Here is a 23,004-nt window from a genome sequence, read left to right as displayed (position 1 = left end):
GCCCGTCCGTAAACGGATGACCGCTGCGGACGATAAAACTGAAAGGATGATCTTAATGAACAAGGCGCTTAATTTACAGGATGTTTTCCTTAATCAGGCGAGAAAAGACCGTATTCCCATAACCTGTATCCTTACAAACGGATTCCAGTTCAAGGGGATCGTCAAGGGATTTGACAGCTACACGGTCATTATTGACGCTGACGGCAAGCAGGAGCTTGTTTTCAAGCACGCCATCTCTACAATAGTTCCCGCAAAGCCCATTTCTATCCTCGACGCAGAGCAGGATAACAAGTGATCCCTTAGCGGAAGGAGCAGGTGCCAATGGGAAACGGTGTTTTGCGTGTTCTTGGGGTTATACTTGCGCTGTTCGTTCTGGCTACGGTGGGTTATCAGATCTATGCCGGAGTCAAGGAGGACTACAGGACCGAGACGGCTGTTATATATTCCTCTGCGGACAAGGTGTCCTTCCGAGGGGTGTATATCAGAAACGAGTCGGTCATACGCAGCAGCTATACAGGCGTGCTGAGCTACCCCGTGACTGACGGCGGCAAGGTGGCAAACGGCTCTATTGTGGCATATGTTTATGCCAATGAGTCCGATATAGAGACCAACAGGCGGATACAGGAGATCTCCGACGAGATCGACCTGCTGAAAGCCGCCCAGAATCCCGGAACGGTTCTTACTGCCCAGCCTGATTTTATTTCGTCGCTTATCAGCGAGAAGTACCAGACTTTGGCAACGCAGCTGGCGAAAAAGGATGTTTCGGATATAAAAAGCAGCCGTGATGACCTGCTGACGCTCATGAGCATCTATCAGATATCCGTAAAGCAGGAGGACGGTTATGATGACCGTATCGCCTCGCTGGAGCTTCAGATAGACGAGCTGATGAAGAACAGAAAAACATACAAAAAGGCTATCACCTCCGATGACTCGGGATATTTTGTAAGCTACACCGACGGCTATGAGAAAAAGCTGAACCTTGACGATACGTCCGACATCACTGCCGACGTTATCAAGGACGTTATAGCAAACGAAAAGTCCATGAGGGCAGGCAGAAGCAAAAACGAGATAGGAAAGCTCATAAAGGGCTATAACTGGAAGATCGCAGGCATTATCGACAACTCCGACAGCGTTTATAACCCCGGAGATTCGGTAAAGCTCAGCTTTGCTTCCACCCCCGATACGGTCACTGCGGTGATAGAATCCCTTGAACCTACGGACGATCCGTCGGAATGGGTGCTCATACTCCGCTGCGACGAGATGACCTATGACCTTGTTCAGAAGCGTGTTGAAAGGGTCGAGATGACTCTTAACGACTTTGAGGGAATAAGAGTTCCCAGAGAAGCTCTGCGCTTTAACAAGAACAACGAAAAGGGCTGCTATGTCCTTTGGGGACAGAGAGTGCTTTTCAAAAAGGTCGATACTATTTTTGAAGACAACGATTATATATTGTCACGCATCACCTCCGATGAGAGCTATGTCTGCGTTTACGACGACATTATCATTGAGGGTGTTGATACAGCGGCCTATATGGCCAATTCGGACGAAGTTGTAACTGTTGCGGAGAATGATGAGGAGGAGCTTTATCCCCATGCAAGCGTCACGGAGCAGACTGATGCAACGTCCGAGACTGCTGCGGAGGTATCTGAGACGCAGGCGGGTGCGGAAACATCTGCCGGGGAGACCTCAGCGGCTGAGACTTCAGTGGCTGAAACTTCAGCTGCCGAAACTACGGCTGCCGAAACGTCAGCCACCGCAGAGACTGCTGCTTCGGAAGGAGATGTTCATTTTGAGTAACGAACTGAACAATTTTGCCGATGTTGCCGAAAATATCAAGCAGATACGCTTCAATATGGAGGAAGCAAAGGTAAAATACGGCAGAGAAAATGATGATATCAAAGTGATGGCAGTCACCAAAACAGTGCCTGCCGAAAAGGTGAATTTCGCCGTTTCCCGGGGCTTTGAGCTTCTGGGTGAAAACAGGGTGCAGGAATTTTTGCAGAAAAAAGAACTGTATGTAAAAAATGCCGAAATAAACTTTATCGGGCACTTGCAAAGCAACAAAATAAAGTATATTATAGATAGTGTGACTATGATCCAGTCGGCGGACAGCATTGCCCTTGCCGGTGAGATCTCGAAGCAGGCCGAAAAGCACGGGAAGGTAATGGATATCCTGTGCGAGGTGAATATCGGCGGCGAGGAGTCCAAAAGCGGATTTTCTCCCGAGGAGATATACGAGGCTGTTCCGCAGATCGCCGAGATGAAGGGTGTAAGGCTGTGCGGTCTTATGACTATTCCCCCTCCGGGTCAGAGCTGCGTATATTTCGAGAAAATGCAGCGTATTTTCGAGGACCTTAAAGCGAAAAATGCTGATATAAAGCTTCTGTCCATGGGTATGTCTGCGGATTATACCGATGCCGTAAGATTCGGCACGGGAATGGTTCGTCTGGGCACTGCTCTTTTCGGCGCAAGAAGCTATCCTGCGAGATCATCTCTTTAAATAAAAAGATAAATATATGAAAGGAAGAAAAGAAGAAAATGGGACTTTTCGATACTATTAAAAATGCGCTGGGTATGGGACCTGATGAGGATTATGATTACGACGAGCCTGAGAACGAGCAGAACCAGGTGCAGCCTCAGAATCAGGGCGGCTTCCCCCAGAACGACAATTATCAGCCCAGAAACGATATGGGTGACAACAACGGAAACAAGAGAATGAATATCAGTGTGACCGCACAGCTCCAGGTCATTCTTGTAAAGCCCGAAAAGTTCTCCGACACAAAGGAGATCGCAAACCACCTCTGCAACAAAAAGACTGTTGTGCTGAACCTTGAGGCTACCACTCCCGACGTTACCAGAAGAATTATCGACTTCCTGGGCGGCGTTGCATATGCAAACGGCGGAAGCATCAAGCCCGTTGCAAACAACACCTTTATCATCACCCCCTATAACGTTGGGTTTCAGGGAGATGAGCTTTCGGCAGAACTCGAAAGCAACGGAGTATTACTCTGATCTGACTGAGGATATCCCAACGCTTTATGGCTAACGACAAAAATTCTTTCATCTCGGGCGAGGGACTGGGCGGTGAGGACAAGCTCTTTGTTTCCCACGTTGCCGATATGGTGAGCATCTGCGAAAGGACCTGCTCATCAAGGTTTTCGGCGTTCCTTACCGAAGGCGAGGCTGCTCTGGCGGAGAGGTTTCTCCGATACGAGGGCTTTTCGCATTTTATGATGTGGGGCGGCTTTGAGGGCGCTCAGAGGGTAATGCTGGGCGTTTTCGGCGAATATGAGGAGCCGATGGCGGAGGAATTTCCTCTGGCAGCGGTGAAATTCCGTTTCAGGGAGTGCGACAGCCTTTCCCACAGGGATTTTCTCGGAAGCCTTATGTCACTGGGGATAACCAGGAACCAGATAGGGGACATCATCTGCTCGGAGGGCAGGGCATATGCGCTGCTCACAAGAGCTGCGGCGGAGCAGGCTGTGTTTATCGAAAAAATAGGCAGGGTAGGGGTAAAATGCGCCTATGCCGACAGTGACGAGAAGATCGTCAGAAACGATAAATTCAGCGAGATAAGCGGAACTGTGGCATCGCTCAGGCTTGACTGCGTGGTGGGGACAGCGACCCGTCTCAGCCGTGAAAAATCATGCGCTCTTATCCGTTCGGGTTCGGTTTCGGTAAACCATGGGGTTACGGAAAGCGTATCCGACACACTTAAGGAAGGGGACGTGCTGTCAGTAAGGGGCTTCGGAAGATATATTCTCAGCTCCGTCGGAGACAGGACTAAAAAAGACCGTATCCATATAGTGATAAAAAAGTATATATGACCATTGCCGCACGGCGACCGCAGCGCTGTTCGGAAATATGAGATCTGCGGAGAAGGAGGATCGGCTATGATAACTGCCAAGGACATTAACACCAGAAGATTTGAACAGGCCAAGCCGGGCTACAAGCCTGAGGAGGTCGATGAATTCTTAAAGGAGATCGCCGACCAGATCAACGCAATGCTCAAGGACAAGGAGGACACCGAGAAGAAGATCGAGGTACTGGTCGAGAGCATTCGCAGATACAAGGCTGACGAGGAAGCCCTCAAGGACGCTATGATAGGCGCTCAGAAGCAGGGCAGAGCCGTTATCGAGGAAGCCAAGGGCAAGGCCGAGACCATTGTTGCCGAGGCACAGCAGAAGGCTGAGCAGATCATCTCCGCCGCAAATGTCAAGGCTGATGAGATCGTGGGCACCACAGCTATCCGTGCTCAGAGAGAAAAGGCTGAGCTTGAAAAGATGCAGAACGCTGTTATCGACTTCAAGTCCCGTCTGCTCACAATGTACAAATCTCACCTGGAGCTTATCACAGCACTTCCCGAAAACGATGAGCCTGTCGAGGAAGAGGCTCCCGCACCTGCGCCCCAGCCTGCCGAGGCAGAGGACATGGAAGCTACAAGAGTTATCGACACCTCTTCCGTTCAATAAGTAAAAAACGCTGTTTATCAGCATAAATATTCCATTTAAGGAGAGTTAGGAAAATGGCACAGGATTACAATACCACTCTTAATCTTCCTCAGACCGACTTTTCCATGAGAGGAAACCTCCCTCAGAAAGAGCCCGGCATGATCGAGGATTGGGATAACAGCAGAATGTACTACAAGATGATCGAGAAGAACCAGGGCAAGCCCCGCTATGTTCTTCACGACGGACCTCCGTATGCCAATGGCGACATTCACCTTGGAACAGCACTCAACAAGGTGCTCAAGGACATTATTGTAAAGCAGAAAAATATGAGCGGCTACTGCTCTCCTTATATTCCCGGCTGGGATACCCATGGTCTCCCCATTGAACTTAAGGTTCTTAAGCAGATGGGCGTTGAAAACGGTGCTGTTCCTGCTCCCGAGCTGAGAAAGCACTGCGCTGAGTATGCTCACACACAGGTAAAGAACCAGATGGATCAGTTCAAGCGTCTTGGCGTTCAGGGCGATTTTGACGACCCCTACCTTACCCTTAAGCCCGAGTTTGAGGCAAGAGAGGTGGAGATCTTCGGCGAGATGTACAAGAAGGGCTACATCTACAAGGGACTGAAGCCTGTTTACTGGTGTCCCGACTGCCAGACTGCTCTTGCAGAGGCTGAGATAGAGTACGCAAACGACCCCTGCCATTCCATCTACGTTAAGTTCAAGGTAACTGACGACAAGGGCAAGTTCACCGCTATGGGACTTGATCTTGACAAGACCTACTTCGTTATCTGGACAACCACCACATGGACTCTCCCCGGAAACCTTGCTATCTGCGTAGGCCCCGAGTATGAGTACACCGTTGTCAAGGCTGACGGCGAGAACTACATCATGGCAGCAGAGCTTGTTCCCGCTGCTATGAAGGCAAGAGGCGTTGAGAACTACACAACTGAAGGCTCCTTCAAGGGAAGCGAGCTTGAATATATGAAGACCGCACACCCCTTCATGAACCGTGAGTCACTTGTTATCGTCGGCGACCACGTAACTCTTGAAAGCGGTACAGGCTGCGTTCACACAGCTCCCGGCTTCGGCGTTGACGACTTCGAGGTATGCAAGAAGTATCCCGAGGTAGGCATCACCGTTCCCGTTGACTCCAAGGGTATCCTTACAGAGGCAGCAGGCAAGTATCAGGGCCTCAAGACCGATGCCGCAAACAAGGTCATCGCAAAGGATCTGGAAGAATCAGGCGCACTGTTCGCACTGGAAAAGATCGTCCACCAGTATCCTCACTGCTGGAGATGCAAGAACCCCGTTCTGTTCAGAGCTACCGAGCAGTGGTTCTGCTCCGTAAAGGACTTCAAGGCTGAGACTGTTAAGGCTATCAGCGATGTTCAGTGGATCCCTGAGTGGGGCGAGGACAGAATAAAGGGTATGGTAAACGACCGCAGCGACTGGTGCATCTCCCGTCAGAGAACATGGGGCGTTCCCATTCCCGTTGTTTACTGCAAGGACTGCGGCAAGCCCGTTGTTACCGACGAGACTGTCAAGGCAGTTTCCGATATGTTCCGCAAGGAAGGCTCCGACTCCTGGTTCATCAAGGACGTTAAGGATATTATCCCCGCAGGCACAAAGTGCGAATGCGGCTGCACCGAATTTGTCAAGGAAAAGGACATCTTCGATGTATGGTTCGACAGCGGCGTAAGCCACAGAGCCGTTATGAAGGAAAGAGGATTTGACGTTCCCGTTGACCTCTATCTTGAGGGCGCTGACCAGTACAGAGGCTGGTTCCAGTCCTCACTGCTCACCTCCGTTGCAACAACAGGCAAGGCTCCCTACAAGGCAGTCTGCACCCACGGCTGGGTAGTTGACGGCGAGGGCAGAGCAATGCACAAGTCCCTCGGCAACGGTATCGACCCTCAGGACGTTATCAAGCAGAACGGCGCAGATATTCTCCGTCTGTGGGTAGCTTCCTCCGATTACCACTCCGATATCAGAATTTCCAAGGATATCCTCAAGCAGCTTGCGGATACCTATAAGAAGATCAGAAACACTGCAAGATATATTCTCGGCAACATCTGCAACGGCGACGGCTTCGATCCCGACAAGGATATGGTAGCTCCCGCAGATATGAAGGAGATCGACAAGTGGGCAATCATCCGTCTCAATGCCCTTATCGACAAGGTAAAGGCAGCTTATGACGCATTCGATTTCCACGTTGCCGTTCACGCTATCCACAATTTCTGCGTAACGGAAATGTCCAACTTCTACCTTGATATCATCAAGGACAGACTTTACTGCACAGGCGAGAAGTCTCCCGAAAGAAGAAGCGCACAGAGCGCAATGTATATTATCCTCAGCGCTGTTGCAAGAATGATCGCTCCTATCCTTTCCTTCACAGCGGAAGAGATCTGGAAGCATATGCCCCACGGCGCAGCTGACGACAAGGAGAGCATCTTCTTCAACCAGATGCCCGAAAAGCTCGATGTAAGCGCTGACGACGCATTCACAGCAAAGTGGGATATGATCTACAGCGTTCGTTTCTCCGTTACAAAGGCTCTTGAAATGAAGAGAGCTGAAAAGTTCATCGGCGCTTCCCTTGAAGCAAAGGTAACTCTCCACGCTGACAGCGAGGCTCTTTACAGCAAGCTTTCCGCAGTTGAGGACACCCTTGCGGCAGTATTCATCGTATCCGCAGCAAGCGTTGTAAACAACGGCGACGGCGAGTTCAAGTGCGAGGATCCCGCATTTGAGGGCAAGCTCTCATTCAGCGTCGAAAAGGCTGACGGCGCAAAGTGCGAGCGCTGCTGGTGCTACAGCGAGACCGTGGGCGAGGATCACGATCACCCCACACTCTGCAAGCGCTGCGTTGAGCAGGTAACAAAGGCGTGATAATACTTTTCTGGATGATCACGGTGCTGTCGGTAGTCATCGACAGGATAACAAAATATATTGCGGAATCGGGTATTTCCGAGGGGCAGCTCATAAGGGCGATAACCCTCGGGGATACTGATATCCTTGCATTTTCCCTGCACAAGAACACGGGTGCGGCATTCAGCAGCTTTACGGGAAAAACAATGGCGCTTGCGATAGTTACCGCCATTGCAATGGTGCTTATCACTGTTTATTTCCATAAGCAGAAGCACAAGCACCCGCTTTTGACCGTTTCCTTCGGGCTTATCGTAGGAGGCGGCATAGGCAATTTCATCGACCGTGTTTTTCAGGGCTATGTTACGGATTTCATCAGGCTGTTTCCCTTTAACTTCATCTTCAACTTTGCCGATATATGTGTGGTTTTCGGCGCTATACTGCTTATCGTGTTTTACCTTTTCATCGAAGGAAAATATATGAAGCAATTTGAAGAGGAGAAGAGCAATGAGCAGTGACGTTCTTTTCATTACCGCTGACGAAAGCCAGAACGGTATGCGGATAGACAAGCTCATCTCCCTGTGCGGCAATGACATCAGCCGCAGCATGGCGGTGAAGCTTATCGAAAAGGGACAGGTCACTGTCAACGGCAAGCCTGTTAACAAAAGCTGCGTCATCACTGAGGGGGACGAGATAACGGCTGTTATCCCCGAGCCTGAGGTGCTGGAGGTCAAGGCGGAGAATATCCCCCTTGAAATAGTCTATGAGGACGATTATCTGCTGGTGGTAAACAAGCCCAAGGGCATGGTAGTCCACCCTGCTGCAGGAAATTATACGGGAACGCTGGTAAATGCACTCATGTATCACTGCGGCGACAGGCTTTCTTCCATAAACGGAGTTATCCGTCCGGGAATAGTCCACCGCATAGACAAGAACACCAGCGGTCTGCTCATAGTCGCAAAGACTGACGCCGCCCACAGGGGTCTGGCGGAGCAGATAAAGGAGCACAGCTTTACAAGAGAATACCGTGCTGTGGTCTGCGGCAGGTTCAAGGAGCCTGAGGGAACGGTGAACGCTCCCATAGGCCGCCACCCCGTTGACCGCAAGAAAATGACCGTTACCGACAGAAATTCCAAGCCCGCAGTTACCCATTACACGGTGCTGGAGGAATTTAACGGCTACTCGTTCATAAAGCTTAGGCTGGAAACGGGCAGAACTCACCAGATAAGGGTGCATATGGCATACATCGGTCACCCTGTTCTGGGCGATGATGTTTACGGTAAGCCTTTCAAGGGCATTGACGGTCAGTGCCTCCACGCAGGCAAAATCGGCTTCGTTCACCCTATCACCTACGAATATATGGAGTTCGAGAGCGAGCTTCCCCAGTATTTTCATCAGGTGCTGGAAAAGGTGCGCAGGCTTTGATGCGAGGTCATATGTTTAAGGATAAATCAAAGATCATATTTTTCAGCGACATGGACGGAACTCTTCTCAGCAAGGATAAGACCCTTTCAAAGAGAAATTCCGACGCCATCGTCAGGCTGAGACAGGCAGGCGGAATGTTCGTTGTGGCAACGGGACGTGTGCTTCAGGCAACAGCTCATTACTTCACGCCCATCGGACTTGATTGCCCCGTTATCCTCTGCAACGGCGGAATGATATACGACTGCGGAACAAATTCCGTGAAGTGGTCGGAATATTTGCCCGAGGAAAAGGCAAGGGCAATGGTGGCACAGCTGCTTGATAAATTTCCCGAGGCGTGTGCTGAGATATGCCGCCCCGAGGGCATATACGATGTGAATATCAACGATTATGAGAGGCATCACTGGAAGATAGGCGGCTTTACCGCAGATATTGTAAAGTCCCTTGACGATGTTCCCCACGGCGACTGGTGCAAGATACTTTTTGCCATGCCGGAGACCTCTATCGTTCCCTTTGCGGAATACGCAAAGACGCTGGAGTTTGCGGGGGATGTTGAATTTGTCACATCGAGCACAATATTTCATGAAATGCTCCCCAAGGACTGCTCCAAAGGCTATGCCGTGAAGAAATTCAAGGAGCTGTACGGCTTTGACGGCTGTGTAACAGTCGCCATGGGGGACTATAATAACGACATGGCAATGCTGGAATATGCGGATTTTGCCGCTTGTCCCTCAAATGCTATAAACGAGGTAAAGGCTGTGTGCGATATGGTCTGCAGGGCGGACTGTACCGAGGGCGCCGTTGCCGAGACTATAGACTACATACTAAGCAAATAATTCTTTGCGAATTATTATACACAAGAAAGGATGATCAAGAGTCATGGACGCATCACTCAAAAAGCAGCTTGAAATAACAGCCTGCAAGGTAAGAATGGGAGTTATCGAGGGCGTATATAACGCTAAATCGGGACATCCCGGCGGATCTCTCTCAGTTGCAGATCTGCTCACCTATCTTTATTTCCACAAAATGTATGTTGACCCCAAGAATCCCAAAATGCCCGACAGAGACAGACTGGTTCTCTCCAAGGGCCACACTGCTCCCGCGCTTTACTCCGTTCTGGCACAGAGAGGCTTCTTCGATGTTGAGGAGCTGAAAACTCTCAGAAAGATCGGTTCAAGACTTCAGGGTCACCCCGATATGAAGCACATTCCCGGTGTTGATATGTCCACAGGTTCTCTGGGTCAGGGCATCTCCGCTGCCTGCGGCATGGCTCTTTCCGGCAAGATCTCCTGCGATAACTACAAGGTATATGCCGTTCTCGGCGACGGTGAGATCGAAGAGGGTCAGGTTTGGGAGGCTGCTATGTTTGCGGCTCACAACAAGCTTGATAACCTTGTTGCCATCATCGACAACAACGGCCTCCAGATCGATGGCAAGATCACCGAGGTATGTTCTCCCATGCCTATCACCGACAAGTTTGAAGCTTTCGGCTGGCACGTTATCACCATGAACGCTCACGATTTCGACGATATCGAGAGAGCTTTCAACGAGGCTGAGAAGATCAACGGTCAGCCTGTTGCCATTGTTCAGAAGAGCGTAAAGGGCAAGGGCGTTTCCTTTATGGAAAATCAGGTTGGCTGGCACGGTACAGCTCCCAATGCAGAGCAGTACAAGCAGGCTATGGACGAGCTTAACGCTCAGTTAAAGACACTGGAGGGCTGAAACAATGGCAGATGTAATTAAAAAGGCTACAAGAGAAAGCTACGGCGAGGCTCTTGCTGAGCTGAGCAGCGTATATCCCGATCTTATCGTTCTCGATGCCGACCTTGCTGCGGCTACAAAGACAGGCATTTTCAAGAAAGCCTGCCCCGAAAGATTTTTCGACTGCGGTATTGCCGAGGCTAACATGATGGGCGTTGCAGCAGGTATCGCTTCCACAGGCAAGAAGGTATTTGCAAGCTCCTTCGCAATGTTTGCGGCAGGACGTGCTTTTGAGATCGTAAGAAACTCTATCGGATATCCCCACCTTAATGTCAAGATCGGTGCTACCCACGCAGGTATCTCCGTAGGCGAGGACGGCGCTACCCACCAGTGCAACGAGGATATCGCACTTATGAGAACTATCCCCGGAATGACTATCATCAACCCTGCCGATGATGTTGAGGCAAAGGCAGCCGTAAGAGCAGCTCTCGAGTTCGAGGGACCTGTTTATATGCGCTTCGGCAGACTTGCCGTTCCCGTTTTCAACGATAAGGACACCTACAAGTTTGAGCTTGGCAAGGGCGTTCAGCTCCGTGACGGCGACGATGTTACCATTATCGCAACAGGCCTTATGGTAAACGAGGCTCTTCAGGCTTCCGACAGGCTGGCTGAAGAGGGCATCAAGGCAAGAGTTATCAATATCCACACAATCAAGCCCCTTGACCGTGACATTGTTGTCAAGGCTGCAAAGGAAACAGGCGTTATCGTTACCGCTGAGGAGCACAGCGTTATCGGCGGTCTCGGCTCTGCTGTTGCGGATGTTGTTACAGAAGAGTGCCCCATTCCCGTTATCAGGGTTGGCGTAAACGATGTGTTCGGTCACTCAGGTCCTGCTGTTGAGCTGCTCAAGGAGTTCGGTCTCACAGCTGATAATATCATTGCCAATGTTAAAAAAGCGATGGCTCTCAAGAAGTAATTCCGAATACATTTACAAAAGTTCATATTTTAAAGGCGGCACGGTTTTCGTGCCGCCTTTCTTTATAAATTTTAGCATAAACATTTTTTGATATGTTTTATATAAAAATAAAGAGAATAAGTATAATAAATTTTGATAAAATATTCTTGACATATTTAGGATAATAAGTTATAATAAAATTATATTTTGCGGTTTAGCAGAGTAAAGAAGCATCAACAGGTTAATATTGTTATGGACGGAGGATACGAATTGAAAAAGAAAACATTAAAGGTAATTTCGGCATTGGCAGCGGCAGCTCTTGCGGCTCAGTGCAGCGCAGCAGTCTTTGCTGACAGCTTCGATTACACAGACGTTCAGGATATGGGCGAGGGCGATTTTGTCGGCACCGAGCTTATGGACGAAGCTTATGACGTGTCATATGATGACGCTTACACCGAGCTTCCTATGGCTTACAAGACTATGGGCGGCGTTGCTCCCAGCATTGAGATCGACCTTTCCGACGTTGACACTGACGAGATGTTTGCATCTCTGGAAGCAAGCATGGATAAGCTCAGAGCAGAGCAGGCAGACGGCGCTGAGGCTTTCACCGAGACTCAGGACGCATCTTATAACTACACTTCCGATTATTATTACGCTCAGCTCCCCGCTGCATATCAGAAAACATATCAGCAGCTGGCTTCTGACTTTGATACCATTCTTTCAAGCAAAAAGAACTTTTCGGTAACAACACTGTCAGGTTATGATATTTTCTACATGATTCCCTACACCGATCTTGACAAGTCAATGGCAATGACATATGCTTTCATGTACTCCAATCCCCAGTATTTCTTCAATGATACTGTGGCAACAGGTACCGGTACCGACGGTACAAAGTATATTCTGTTCATTACCTACAACAACTACCAGAACGGTTCTGTAAGAACAGCTGCAAAGCAGAAGCTCGATGATATCACAAACAGCTGGATGAAGTCGATCAATGCTTGCCCCGATGCACTTGCAAAGGAGACCAAGATCGCTGAGCTTATCTGCGCAAACTCCAAGTATCACCTTGCAAGCGACGGAAGCATCGTTGCCGAAAAGGCAAACCAGACTATCGTAGGCTGCCTCCTGGATAAGCAGTGCGTATGCGCAGGCTTCTCCAAGACCTTCACATACTTCTGCCACAAGGCAGGCATCGACTGCACAGGCGTTGTAAGTGACGACCACGCATGGAACATGGTAAAGATCAACGGCAAGTGGTATGAGACCTGCCTTACAGCAATGAACCAGTCCTACACCGCATACTATAATTACGACTATGTATATTACGCTGCATTCAACAGAGGCCCCGGCGTTCTCCACGCTATCTTTGACGACGGCGCAACATCAGGCGGTTATGTTGTAGAGGACTGCATGAAGAAGACCTTTACTTACCCCACCTATGCAACTGATATGCCCCTTAACATCTACACCAGAGTAGAGTCCAATGCGGCAGGTCAGGCAACTGTTTACTTCAAGAATGCTCTCGGCGCTTCCGAATACGCTATCTACACCTACACAAACGGCAAATATACATACGCAGGCAAGGTCGCAGCAGTTAATAACGCAAACACCAAGTACCTTTCCTACACAATCAAGAACATGACAGTAAGCGGCAGATGCGGCTTCGTTGTAAGAGCACTTTTTGGCAACCCCGTTACCAAGACTAACGTATGGACAGGCATCACCGGCGGAAACATCGTTTACGCAAACGTTCAGGGCAGCGCAGTTGCAAAGCCCAAGATTACTTCCGCAAAGGCAGGCGACGGTCAGGTTGCACTTAACTGGTCTGCTGTAAGCGGTGCTACCAACTACGCAGTTTATACCTATGTAAACGGCAAGTGGGCAGTTGCAGGCTACAGAACAGCAACAGGTATGTATGTAACAGGTCTTACCAACGGCGTTAAGTACGGCTTTGCAGTAAAGGCTTACGTAAACGGCGCATGGTCCGCTATCAGTTCCTCCGATATCGTTTATGCAACACCCGCAGCAGCAGTAGCAAAGCCTGTTATCACAAAGGCTCAGGCTCAGGACGGTCAGGTGGCTCTTAACTGGACAACAGTAAGCGGAGCAACAAACTACGCAGTTTACACCTACCTCAACGGCAAGTGGTCAGTAGCAGGCTACAGAACAGCAACAGGTATGTATGTAACAGGTCTTACCAACGGCGTTAAGTACGGCTTCGCAGTAAAGGCTTACGTAAACGGCACATGGTCTGCTATCAGCTCCTCCGACATCGTTTATGCAACTCCCGTTGCAGCTTCCGCAAAGCCCGTTATCACAAAGGCTCAGGGTCAGAACGGTCAGGTAGCACTTAACTGGACAACAGTAAGCGGTGCAACCAACTACGCAGTTTACACCTACCTCAACGGCAAGTGGTCAGTAGCAGGCTACAGAACCGCAAACGGTATGTATGTAACAGGTCTTACCAACGGCGTTAAGTACGGCTTTGCAGTAAAGGCTTATGTAAACGGCGCATGGACCTCCATCAGCTCTTCCGACATCGTATATGCAACTCCTACCGCAAACAAGAGCGACATCAGCTTTGTTGATTCTCAGGATCTGAGCGGCATAGTTGATATCTTTGATATCTCAGTTGTAGCATAATTTTCATAAGCATATTTCTCAGCCCTGTCGCTTAACGGCGGCGGGGCTGTTATATTTTTTACTAAATTTTACCTTGATATTTTTCCTGTGTGAGCAAAATAGCCAAAAAACAAGTTGAAATAATATGTTTTGCAACAAATATTTGTATTGAGTTTATAATTTATTAAAAAGCCCCTTGACAAAAAAAGCTTTTTCGGGTACAATATTAAAAGTGAATATATATTTTCATACAATTATGATGATTTCGGAGGCCTTATATGACCGCTGACCGTGCTGACTTTGGTGGTCGCAGCGAAGATCCATGCGACAGCCTGTCGTCCTGCTCCGATGAGGAGCTGGTTGAAAGATGCCGTGGAGGGCGGCTTTCCGTTCCCGCAGCGTCCGAGCTTATCTATAGGTACTTCGGATTTATCAAGAGCAAAGCCGCTTCAATGTGCGGTTCCGCATCTGTGTGCGATGATTTCGTGCAGGAGGGCGTGCTGGGTTTCCTCGGCGCCATACGCCACTACAGCAGAGATAAGGGCACAGCGTTTTCATCATATGCCTATTCCTGCGTGGTCAACCGTATGAAGACCGCCGCCGCAAAGCTTTCCAGGCTGCAAAGCACCGAGGAGGGCAGCGATGAGGACAAGGGGGAAGATAACCTTACTCCCGAAAATATCATTATCCAGCGTGAACTGTTCAGGGAGCTGGAGGATACCCTTTCTCCCATGGAGTATGAGATATTCAGGCTCAGCATCACAGGTCTTACTTCAGAGGAGATCGCAAAGAAGCTGAACATTTCCGTGAAATCGGCTGAAAATGCCGTTTCAAGAGCACGCCGCAAGCTCAAAGGAAAGATTGCGGACGAGAAATGAACATAAGAGCATGGCTCTTATCATATGGCCAAGTAGCTTAATCTTATAGAGCGTTGTTTTATCAAAGGTGTCGGTGTGAGTCCGTCCTCAGGTCCAAATTATTTTTATTTAAGCGAGGGAAATCAAATGTACCAAGACAAGACATTAGTATGCAAGGAATGCGGCGCAGAGTTCGTTTTCACTGCCGGCGAGCAGGAGTTCTATGCTGAAAAGGGCTTCGAGAATGAGCCTCAGAGATGTAAGAGCTGCCGCAACGCACGTAAGAACGGCGCTAAGGCTGAAAGAGAAATGTACGAGGCTACCTGCGCTTCCTGCGGCGGCGTAGCAAAGGTTCCTTTCAAGCCCAGAGAGGATCGTCCTGTATATTGCAGCGAGTGCTTCGCAAAGATGAAGGAAGAATAATCTCTGTTCATTTTGTGTGAAACATCAGCGGATCGCTTCGGCGGTCCGCTTTTTTTTACTGCCTTGTTTTGCTGCTTTACATCGTGAAATTACCCCAAAACTATTGACATAGCTGCAAAAATATTTTATAATGTAAGAGTATAAATGCGTCAAAAATCGTGTATGGGAGGGTATGTTATGAAAAAAACAATGATATTTGCAGCTGCTCTGCTTGCACTTACACTGTCTGCCTGCCAGAAAGAGGATAACCCTGTGGTGCAGGGCTCCGAATATGTAAGCGAGGAATCCTCCGAGATGGAGAGCATCGGCGATATGCGTGAACAGCAGATTGCTGACGCCGAGGCCGCTTTGCAGGATATGCAGTAATAACAGCTACGGCTCTGCCTGCTTTTGCAGAGCCGTTTATTTTTCCCGAAAGGACAGATCACAATGATTACAATTACCGTAAACGCATCTGTTAAATATGATGTAATTATCGGAAGCGGACTCCTGGAAAACTGCGGAAAATACGTTAGCAGCGTAACCGTAGCCGAGAAAATCGCCCTTATAACCGACGATAATGTTGACAGAATATATTCGGGAACAGTTGAAAAGTCACTTAAAGAAAGCGGATTTGATGTAAGAAAGTTCGTTTTCCCTCACGGAGAAGCCTCAAAATGCTCCGATACACTTAATAAGATATACAGCTTCCTTGCCGCAAACCACTTTACCCGTACCGACTGCATCGCAGCCCTTGGCGGCGGAGTAACAGGGGATATGGCAGGATATGCTTCCGCTACATATCTCAGGGGAATGGATTTCGTTCAGCTCCCCACATCCCTGCTGGCTCAGGTGGATTCGTCAGTTGGCGGAAAAACGGCTATTGATATCCCAGAGGGGAAAAATCTGGTGGGCGCATTCAAGCAGCCAAAGCTGGTGCTCTGTGACACAGGTGCGCTGAAGTCGCTTCCCCATGACTTTTTAGTTGACGGAATGGGCGAGGTGGTAAAGTACGGAATGATAAAGTCGGACGAGCTTTTCGGCATTCTTATGAACCACGATATCAACACAGTCCATGAGGTAATGGACGATATTATCGCCCGCTGTGTTGCCATAAAAAGAGATGTTGTTGAGGCGGACGAGTTTGACAAGGGCGAGAGAATGCTCCTGAACTTTGGCCACACTCTTGGCCACTCCATCGAGCAGTATTACCATTACACGGGAATTTCCCACGGCAGAGCCGTTGCAAAGGGCATGGAGATAATCACCGACCTTGCCGAAAAGCGTGGAATGTGCCGAAAGGGACTTACAGCTGACCTTTGCGGCTGCCTGAAAAAATATGAGCTTACAAGGGACATCGGGCCTACTCCCGCACAGCTGGGAAGCGCCTGCATGAACGACAAGAAGCGTGACGGCAGCTCTATCCATGTGATAATCTGCTCGGATATAGGAAAGTCATCGGCAGTGAAAATGTCAGTAGCCGATTTCAATGATTTCCTTGCATAAGTTTTTCGGAAAGATGGTTTAAGATATGGACGTTAAAATATACCCCTCAAAGCTTATCGGAACCCTGAACGCCCCCTCTTCAAAAAGCTATTCCCACAGAATGATAATCGCTGCGGCTCTTGCAGGCGGCATTTCTGAGATATCCAATGTAACAGGTTCCAACGATATAAAGGTGACAGCAGGTGCAATGGAGGCTCTGGGGGCTGACGTGTTGGCGGACGGCGATGTTTATACCGTCCGTGGAATAAAAGCTCCTGCTGCAAAGGCAGATATCGACTGCGGCGAAAGCGGCTCCACACTGCGCTTTATTATCCCCGTGGCGGCGGCACTGGGCACAAATGCCACATTCAGAGGTCACGGAAAGCTGCCCGAAAGGCCCTACACTCCCTATGTCCGAGAATTTTCAAAAAAGGGGATATCCTTTGAGCCCCAAAGCGGTCTGCCCATGACAATAAGCGGCAGACTCACAGCAGGGGAGTATCTGCTGGAGGGGGACGTTTCCTCCCAGTTCATCACAGGACTTATGTTCGCCCTGCCCCTGTGCGAGGAGGACTCGGTAATAAAGCTCACCTCGCCTTTGCAGTCAAAGCCCTATGCGGATATGACCATAGCGGCGCTGAAAAACTTTGGCATAAACATATACGAAACAAAGCTTGGCGGACTGCCCATGTACCTTATCAAGGGCGGTCAGAAGTATTCTCCCTGCCGTGTAAGCGTTGAGGGCGATTATTCTCAGGCGGCGTTTTTCTTCACAGCCAATGCCCTCGGCTCAGAGATAAGAGTGAAAAATCTTATCCCCGATTCTGTTCAGGGCGACAAGGCTATCGTTGATATAATCGAAAAAAGCAGCACAGGAGATGGTCTGGAGCCGTTCACCGTTGATGTGGGCGATATCCCCGACCTTGTGCCCATTCTTGCGGTGCTTGGCTGCTTTACAAAGGGAACGTCCAGGATAGTGAATGCCGCCCGCCTTAAAATAAAGGAGAGCGACCGCATCACTGCCATTGCCGACGCACTTAACGCCATCGGCGGAAAGGTCACGGCAGGCGATGATTTCCTTGAAATGCAGCACGTTGATAAGTTCACGGGCGGTGAAGTGGATCCCTGCAACGACCACCGCATCGTTATGGCTGCTGCCATTGCCGCTACCGCTTCGGACGCTCCTGTTATCATCAGGGGTGCGGAGGCTGTCAATAAAAGCTATCCCCGATTTTTCGAGGATTTTAAGGCTCTGGGCGGAGAATTTGAAGTCCTGTGAGCCGTTTAGATCGAAAGGAGAACCACAATGTCCTCATTCTGGAACCATAACATCAGCATCTCCATATTCGGGGAATCCCACGGTCCCGCTATCGGCGTGACTATGGACAACCTTCCTCCCGGGGAGTATATCGACTTAGAGCAGCTCAGGGAGTTCATGGCAAGGCGTGCGCCCCGTCAGGACGCAACCTCCACCCACAGAAAGGAAGCCGATCTGCCCAGCATCATGTCGGGTATGCTCAATAACCGCACCACGGGAACTCCTCTCATGGCGCTTATCCAGAACACCGACCAGCATTCCAAGGATTACGGAAACATCTCCCACCTTGCACGCCCCGGCCATGCGGATTATACAGGCGCAGTAAGATACAGAGGCTTTAACGACGTAAGAGGCGGCGGCCATTTCTCAGGCAGACTTACCGCTCCTTTGGTATTCGCAGGCGCTGTCTGCGGTCAGATACTGGAGCGCAGAAGCATATACACCGGCGCACATATCGCACAGATACACAACATCAAGGACACTGCATTTGACCCCTGCAATATCGACAGGGAGACTATCCTTAAAGTCCGCCATAAGAAGATACCTGTCCTCAACGACAAAAAGGGACAGGCTATGTACGACGATATTGCCAAGGCAAGAGAGTGCATGGACAGCGTTGGCGGAGTTGTGGAGTGCGCTATAACAAACGTTCCCGCAGGCATAGGCTCGCCCATGTTCGAGGGACTGGAAAACACTATCGCACAGCTGGTGTTCGGCATTCCCGCAGTAAAGGGAATCGAGTTCGGCGCAGGCTTCAACGCATCAAAAATGCTGGGTAGCCAGAACAACGACGATTTCTATGTTGACGACCACGGCCACGTAAAGACCAAGACCAATAACCACGGCGGTATCCTGGGCGGCATTTCCAGCGGAATGCCCATTGTTTTCAGAGTGGCTTTCAAGCCCACTCCCTCTATCGCACAGCCCCAGGAGACCATTGATTACAGCAGCCTTTCCAACGAGGTCATCGAGGTAAAGGGCAGGCATGACCCCTGCGTGGTGCTCAGAGCAGTACCCGTTGTGGAGGCGGCGGCAAATATCGCTATCCTGTCCCATATGCTGGATTACCCCAACTTTTGAAGGGGTGCAGGGAACAAGAGAAAGGAAGCTCAAGATGAGTCATCGTCCCGATCCTGAAATGAATTCAGTCCACAGCGTTAAAATTCTGCTGTGCTACATACTTGACAAGCTCAACCGCACTGTCACCGAGGAGCAGCTCAGGCTCATTTCTGAGGACAGCGGCGTTATCAGCTACTTTTTCTTTTCCGACGCTCTTGAAGAGCTTATCGCCAACGGCTCCGTTGAAGTTACCGAGGAGGACGGCAGGCGGATAATAAGCATCACAGAAAAGGGCAGGTTAGGTTCGGAGTATTTTAACCGCTACATTCCGCTGGTGTTCAGAAAAAAGCTGCTCCACTCCGCATTTTCTTTCTTTGTGAGAGAGGAAAACGAGGGAATGTGCAGCTGCGATATCAGCGATAATGAGGACGGCAGCACTGTAAGCTTCAGACTCCGTGACGGAAATACCGAGCTTATCAGCATGAGCTTCTATGCTCCCGACCATTCTCAGGCGGAGCTTATCTCCGAAAAGATAAAGGCGAATCCCATGGGTGCTTATAAGAATATTCTGGAATATCTTCTGAACAATCAGGCAGAAAAGATAGATGTGGAAAAATACCTTTGATAATGGAGGCATAATATGAATATCAGTGAAAAAACTCTTGAAAAGCTTTACGGCGCTGCTGCCGTTTCAATGCAGAAGGAGCGCTATGCCGCTGCCGAAAAAGCCTTTGAGGATATCTACGGCAAGGCTGACAATATAAGAATTTTTTCTGCTCCCGGCAGAACGGAAGTAGGCGGAAACCACACCGACCATAACAGAGGCTGCGTAATGGCTGCGGCTGTTGGTCTGGACGTTATCGCTGTAGTTTCCATGGCCGAGGGCAGCGTTGTTTCCGTCAAGTCCGAGGGCTTCCCCGAGGACGTGGTGGATATCTCCGATACCGAGGTAAAGGACAGCGAGAAGAACTCCTCCGCTTCACTTATAAGAGGTGTTGCGGCAGGCTTTAAGAACGCAGGCTTCAAGGTCGGCGGATTTAAGGCATATACCACTTCAAACGTGCTCAAGGGCAGCGGACTTTCCTCCTCTGCGGCATTTGAGGTGCTTATCGGAACTATTTTCTCCTACCTTTACAATGAAGGCAAGGTAAGCGCAGTCAAGATCGCCCAGATAGCTCAGCATGCCGAGAACGTTTATTTCGGCAAGCCCTCCGGACTTATGGACCAGATGGCTTCCTCCGTCGGCGGATTTATCACCATTGATTTCAAAGACACCGAAAACCCTGTTATCGATGCTATTTCCTATGACTTTGCGGCATCGGGCTATAACCTTTGCATCGTTGATACCAAGGGCAATCACGCTGACCTTACACCCGAATATGCGGCTATTCCCGTTGAGATGAAGTCAGTGGCTAAGTTCTTCGGCAAGAGCGAGCTGAGAGACATCACCAAGGAGCAGCTCATCGAAAATATTGCAGAAGTAAGAAAGGCATGCGGCGACAGAGCCGTTGCAAGAGCTTTTCACTTTTTTGACGACAACGAGAGAGTTGGCAAGGAAGCTGCTGCACTCAGAGGCGGCGATATCAACGGCTTCTTAAAGCTTGTTACCGAAAGCGGAAACAGCTCCTTCAAGTATCTCCAGAACATTTTTGCCACCAAGGCTCCTGCTGAGCAGGGTCTGGTCATCGGTCTTTATATGTCCGAAAATATCCTTGCAGGCAGGGGAGCAGTGAGAGTTCACGGCGGCGGCTTTGCGGGAACCATTCAGGCATTCGTTCCCTCCGACATGACCGAGGAATATGCCGAGAAGATGGAAAAGGTATTCGGCAAGGGCAGCTGCTACAAGCTGTATATCCGTCCCGTTGGCGGCACTGAAGTCATCTGACGTAAGTAAATGGAAAATTATCTGATACTTTTCCTGATATATCTGCTGGTAATAAATTTTTACGCCGTGGTTATCACGGTAAGCGACAAAAAGCTTGCAAAGTCGGGGGCAATGCGTGTCCCCGAGAAGAAGCTTTTTATCACAGCGGCACTGGGCGGCTCCCTTGGAATGTACATCACCATGCGGAAGATACGCCACAAGACCCTGCACAAGCGGTTCATGATAGGCATTCCGCTGATAATGGCTGCCCAGTGCGTGCTGATAATATTTGTGCTGATGAAGCTTTACAGCTCTTCGTAAATCCTCAGCAGACGATTGTATTTTGCGGTGCGTTCTCCACGGGAGGGCGCACCTGTTTTTATAAGTCCCGTGTTAAGGGCAACGGACAGGTCGGCGATGAAAGCGTCCTCGGTCTCACCGCTTCTGTGGGAGATTATAGCGTCAAAGCCGTTTCTGCGGGCAATCCGCACTGCTTCCATTGTCTCGCTGAGAGTGCCTATCTGGTTGAGCTTGATGAGGATTGCGTTTCCGCAGCCGTTCTCAATGCCCTTGATAAGCCGCTTTGTGTTGGTGACAAAAAGGTCGTCGCCCACCAGACGCACCTTTCCGCCCAGTCTGCGTGTTATATCCTGCCAGCCCTGCCAGTCCTCTTCGTCAAGAGGGTCTTCGATGGAGAAAATGGGGTACTTGGCGCATACCTGTTCCCAGTCGTTTATAAGCTCTTCCGCAGTTCGGGAGAGCTTTTTCTTTGGCATATAGTATCCGCCGTTTTGCCCCTTCCATTCGCTGGCGGCAGCGTCAAGGGAGATTAGGAAATCCTGCCCTGCGCTGTAGCCTGCACGCTCAATGGCTTCCATGATAAGGTCAAGCGCCTGACCCTCGGAGGTAAGCTCGGGAGCAAAGCCGCCCTCATCGCCCACAGCGGTGTTAAGCCCCTTTTCTTTCAGTATGGCTGCCAGCGTGTGGAACACCTCGGAGCACATTCTTATGCCCTCGGGAAAGCTTTGCGCACCCTTGGGGAAAATCATAAACTCCTGGATATCAAGATTGTTGCCCGCATGAGCGCCGCCGTTCAGAATGTTCATCATAGGCACAGGCATTTCATGTGCGTTTGCGCCGCCAAGGAAGCGGTATAGGGGGATATGCAGGCTTTTTGCTCCTGCATCGGCGCAGGCAAGGCTTACGGCAAGAATTGCGTTTGCGCCGAGATTTGCCTTGTCCTCGGTGCTGTCCAGCTCGATAAGACGGCTGTCGATATCATTTGTGCGTGCAGCGTCCATGCCCGAGATACCGCCGCTTATGATTGTGTCGATGTTCTTCACAGCAGTTTGAACGCCCTTGCCGCCGTAACGCTTTCCGCCGTCACGAAGCTCCAGCGCCTCAAACTTGCCCGTGCTGGCTCCGCTGGGAGCACGGCCGATGCCAACGGTTCCGTCCGACAACAGGACTTCCGCCTCAACAGTGGGATTTCCTCTTGAATCAAGTATCTCCCTGCCCTTTGCCATAACTATTGCTCTTTCAAATAAACTCATACAGATCTTCCTTTCGCAGATTTTGTATTAGTATTCTGCTTAAAAGAAATTTTATTCAGGCTGTGCCTGAGCCTATTCGCTTAGATGTTTTGCGTAAATAAGCATATTTGAGGCTCGGTACCTGATATTTTGTCTGTCCCGACAGATAAAATAGGCTGTGCCTGAGCCGATTCGCTTAGATGTTTTGTGTAAATAATCATATTTGAGGCTCGGTACCTGATATTTTGTCTGCCCCGACAGATAAAACAGGCTGTGCCTGAGCCTATTCGCTTAGATGTTTTGTGTAAATAATCATATTTGAGGCTCGGTATCTGATATTTTGTCTGTCCCGACAGATAAAATAGGCTGTGCCTGAGCCTATTCGCTTAGATGTTTTGTGTAAATAATCATATTTGAGTCTCGGTATCTGATATTTTGTCTGTTCCGACAGATAAAATAGGCTGTGCCTGAG

23 protein-coding genes are annotated in these 23,004 nt (G+C 49.7%); 22 read left to right on the top strand and 1 reads right to left on the bottom strand.

Annotated features, from left to right (window positions below):
- Positions 1 to 55 precede the first annotated feature (55 nt).
- The 22 genes from hfq to OCV68_RS06170 all read left to right on the top strand — a co-directional run bounded on the left by hfq (position 56) and on the right by OCV68_RS06170 (position 21,321).
- On the top strand, positions 56 to 295 hold the full coding sequence (hfq, locus tag OCV68_RS06275; RefSeq protein ID WP_022473954.1) for an RNA chaperone Hfq: 240 nt from the start codon (positions 56 to 58) through the stop codon (positions 293 to 295).
- Between the two features lie 26 nt (positions 296 to 321).
- Positions 322 to 1,797, top strand: coding sequence for an HlyD family efflux transporter periplasmic adaptor subunit (locus OCV68_RS06270; protein WP_262571502.1), 1,476 nt, complete (start codon positions 322 to 324; stop codon positions 1,795 to 1,797).
- A complete protein-coding gene (locus tag OCV68_RS06265; RefSeq protein WP_262571500.1) occupies positions 1,790 to 2,500 on the top strand; it encodes a YggS family pyridoxal phosphate-dependent enzyme in 711 nt (236 codons plus the stop codon). Before OCV68_RS06270 ends, OCV68_RS06265 begins: the two co-directional genes overlap by 8 nt.
- A gap of 38 nt (positions 2,501 to 2,538) precedes the next feature.
- Positions 2,539 to 3,012: a cell division protein SepF gene (locus OCV68_RS06260; RefSeq protein ID WP_022473956.1), complete on the top strand. Its 474-nt coding sequence runs from the start codon at positions 2,539 to 2,541 to the stop codon at positions 3,010 to 3,012.
- 26 nt (positions 3,013 to 3,038) lie between these two features.
- On the top strand, positions 3,039 to 3,827 hold the full coding sequence (locus tag OCV68_RS06255) for a YlmH family RNA-binding protein (protein ID WP_262571498.1): 789 nt from the start codon (positions 3,039 to 3,041) through the stop codon (positions 3,825 to 3,827).
- A 66-nt stretch (positions 3,828 to 3,893) separates the two neighbouring features.
- Entirely contained in the window at positions 3,894 to 4,472 is a 579-nt protein-coding gene (locus OCV68_RS06250; protein ID WP_022473958.1) for a DivIVA domain-containing protein, read from the top strand.
- 53 nt (positions 4,473 to 4,525) lie between these two features.
- A complete protein-coding gene (gene ileS, locus OCV68_RS06245; RefSeq protein ID WP_262571495.1) occupies positions 4,526 to 7,336 on the top strand; it encodes an isoleucine--tRNA ligase in 2,811 nt (936 codons plus the stop codon).
- On the top strand, positions 7,333 to 7,830 hold the full coding sequence (gene lspA / locus OCV68_RS06240; RefSeq protein WP_262571494.1) for a signal peptidase II: 498 nt from the start codon (positions 7,333 to 7,335) through the stop codon (positions 7,828 to 7,830). The genes ileS and lspA overlap by 4 nt, the downstream gene beginning before the upstream one ends.
- Positions 7,820 to 8,737: an RluA family pseudouridine synthase gene (locus OCV68_RS06235; protein WP_147622028.1), complete on the top strand. Its 918-nt coding sequence runs from the start codon at positions 7,820 to 7,822 to the stop codon at positions 8,735 to 8,737. Before lspA ends, OCV68_RS06235 begins: the two co-directional genes overlap by 11 nt.
- Before the next feature lie 11 nt (positions 8,738 to 8,748).
- Positions 8,749 to 9,570: a Cof-type HAD-IIB family hydrolase gene (locus OCV68_RS06230; RefSeq protein WP_262571492.1), complete on the top strand. Its 822-nt coding sequence runs from the start codon at positions 8,749 to 8,751 to the stop codon at positions 9,568 to 9,570.
- A gap of 43 nt (positions 9,571 to 9,613) precedes the next feature.
- Complete coding sequence (locus OCV68_RS06225; protein ID WP_262571491.1) at positions 9,614 to 10,456, top strand: transketolase; 843 nt, start codon at positions 9,614 to 9,616, stop codon at positions 10,454 to 10,456.
- 4 nt (positions 10,457 to 10,460) lie between these two features.
- Entirely contained in the window at positions 10,461 to 11,411 is a 951-nt protein-coding gene (locus OCV68_RS06220; RefSeq protein WP_147622025.1) for a transketolase family protein, read from the top strand.
- A 249-nt stretch (positions 11,412 to 11,660) separates the two neighbouring features.
- Positions 11,661 to 14,036: a hypothetical protein gene (locus OCV68_RS06215; RefSeq protein WP_262571488.1), complete on the top strand. Its 2,376-nt coding sequence runs from the start codon at positions 11,661 to 11,663 to the stop codon at positions 14,034 to 14,036.
- Between the two features lie 257 nt (positions 14,037 to 14,293).
- Positions 14,294 to 14,893 (top strand): sigma-70 family RNA polymerase sigma factor, encoded by a 600-nt coding sequence (locus OCV68_RS06210; RefSeq protein ID WP_147622023.1) that lies wholly within the window; start codon positions 14,294 to 14,296, stop codon positions 14,891 to 14,893.
- A gap of 126 nt (positions 14,894 to 15,019) precedes the next feature.
- Complete coding sequence (locus tag OCV68_RS06205; RefSeq protein WP_022474439.1) at positions 15,020 to 15,295, top strand: zinc-ribbon domain containing protein; 276 nt, start codon at positions 15,020 to 15,022, stop codon at positions 15,293 to 15,295.
- A gap of 177 nt (positions 15,296 to 15,472) precedes the next feature.
- Positions 15,473 to 15,661: a hypothetical protein gene (locus OCV68_RS06200; RefSeq protein WP_022474440.1), complete on the top strand. Its 189-nt coding sequence runs from the start codon at positions 15,473 to 15,475 to the stop codon at positions 15,659 to 15,661.
- Between the two features lie 63 nt (positions 15,662 to 15,724).
- The gene (gene aroB, locus OCV68_RS06195; protein ID WP_147622022.1) at positions 15,725 to 16,780 is read left to right on the top strand and encodes a 3-dehydroquinate synthase; all 1,056 of its coding nucleotides are present in this window, start codon (positions 15,725 to 15,727) and stop codon (positions 16,778 to 16,780) included.
- A gap of 25 nt (positions 16,781 to 16,805) precedes the next feature.
- Positions 16,806 to 18,038, top strand: a complete 1,233-nt coding sequence (aroA, locus tag OCV68_RS06190; RefSeq protein WP_147622021.1) for a 3-phosphoshikimate 1-carboxyvinyltransferase — start codon at positions 16,806 to 16,808, stop codon at positions 18,036 to 18,038.
- Positions 18,039 to 18,065: 27 nt separating this feature from the next.
- Positions 18,066 to 19,157 (top strand): chorismate synthase, encoded by a 1,092-nt coding sequence (aroC, locus tag OCV68_RS06185; protein ID WP_262571485.1) that lies wholly within the window; start codon positions 18,066 to 18,068, stop codon positions 19,155 to 19,157.
- 34 nt (positions 19,158 to 19,191) lie between these two features.
- The gene (locus OCV68_RS06180) at positions 19,192 to 19,761 is read left to right on the top strand and encodes a DUF4364 family protein (RefSeq protein WP_022474444.1); all 570 of its coding nucleotides are present in this window, start codon (positions 19,192 to 19,194) and stop codon (positions 19,759 to 19,761) included.
- Positions 19,762 to 19,776: 15 nt separating this feature from the next.
- Positions 19,777 to 21,021, top strand: coding sequence for a galactokinase (locus tag OCV68_RS06175; protein ID WP_394803497.1), 1,245 nt, complete (start codon positions 19,777 to 19,779; stop codon positions 21,019 to 21,021).
- 9 nt (positions 21,022 to 21,030) lie between these two features.
- Positions 21,031 to 21,321 (top strand): DUF1294 domain-containing protein, encoded by a 291-nt coding sequence (locus OCV68_RS06170; protein ID WP_022474446.1) that lies wholly within the window; start codon positions 21,031 to 21,033, stop codon positions 21,319 to 21,321.
- Here OCV68_RS06170 and eno read toward each other — a convergent pair.
- Positions 21,306 to 22,553, bottom strand: coding sequence for a phosphopyruvate hydratase (gene eno / locus OCV68_RS06165; protein WP_262571482.1), 1,248 nt, complete (start codon positions 22,551 to 22,553; stop codon positions 21,306 to 21,308). The two genes, OCV68_RS06170 and eno, sit on opposite strands and share 16 nt — an antisense overlap.
- Positions 22,554 to 23,004 lie beyond the last annotated feature (451 nt).

This window comes from Huintestinicola butyrica, assembly GCF_025567215.1.
Taxonomy (GTDB): domain Bacteria; phylum Bacillota; class Clostridia; order Oscillospirales; family Ruminococcaceae; genus Huintestinicola; species Huintestinicola butyrica.
This window is presented reverse-complemented; position numbering and strand designations above follow the sequence as displayed.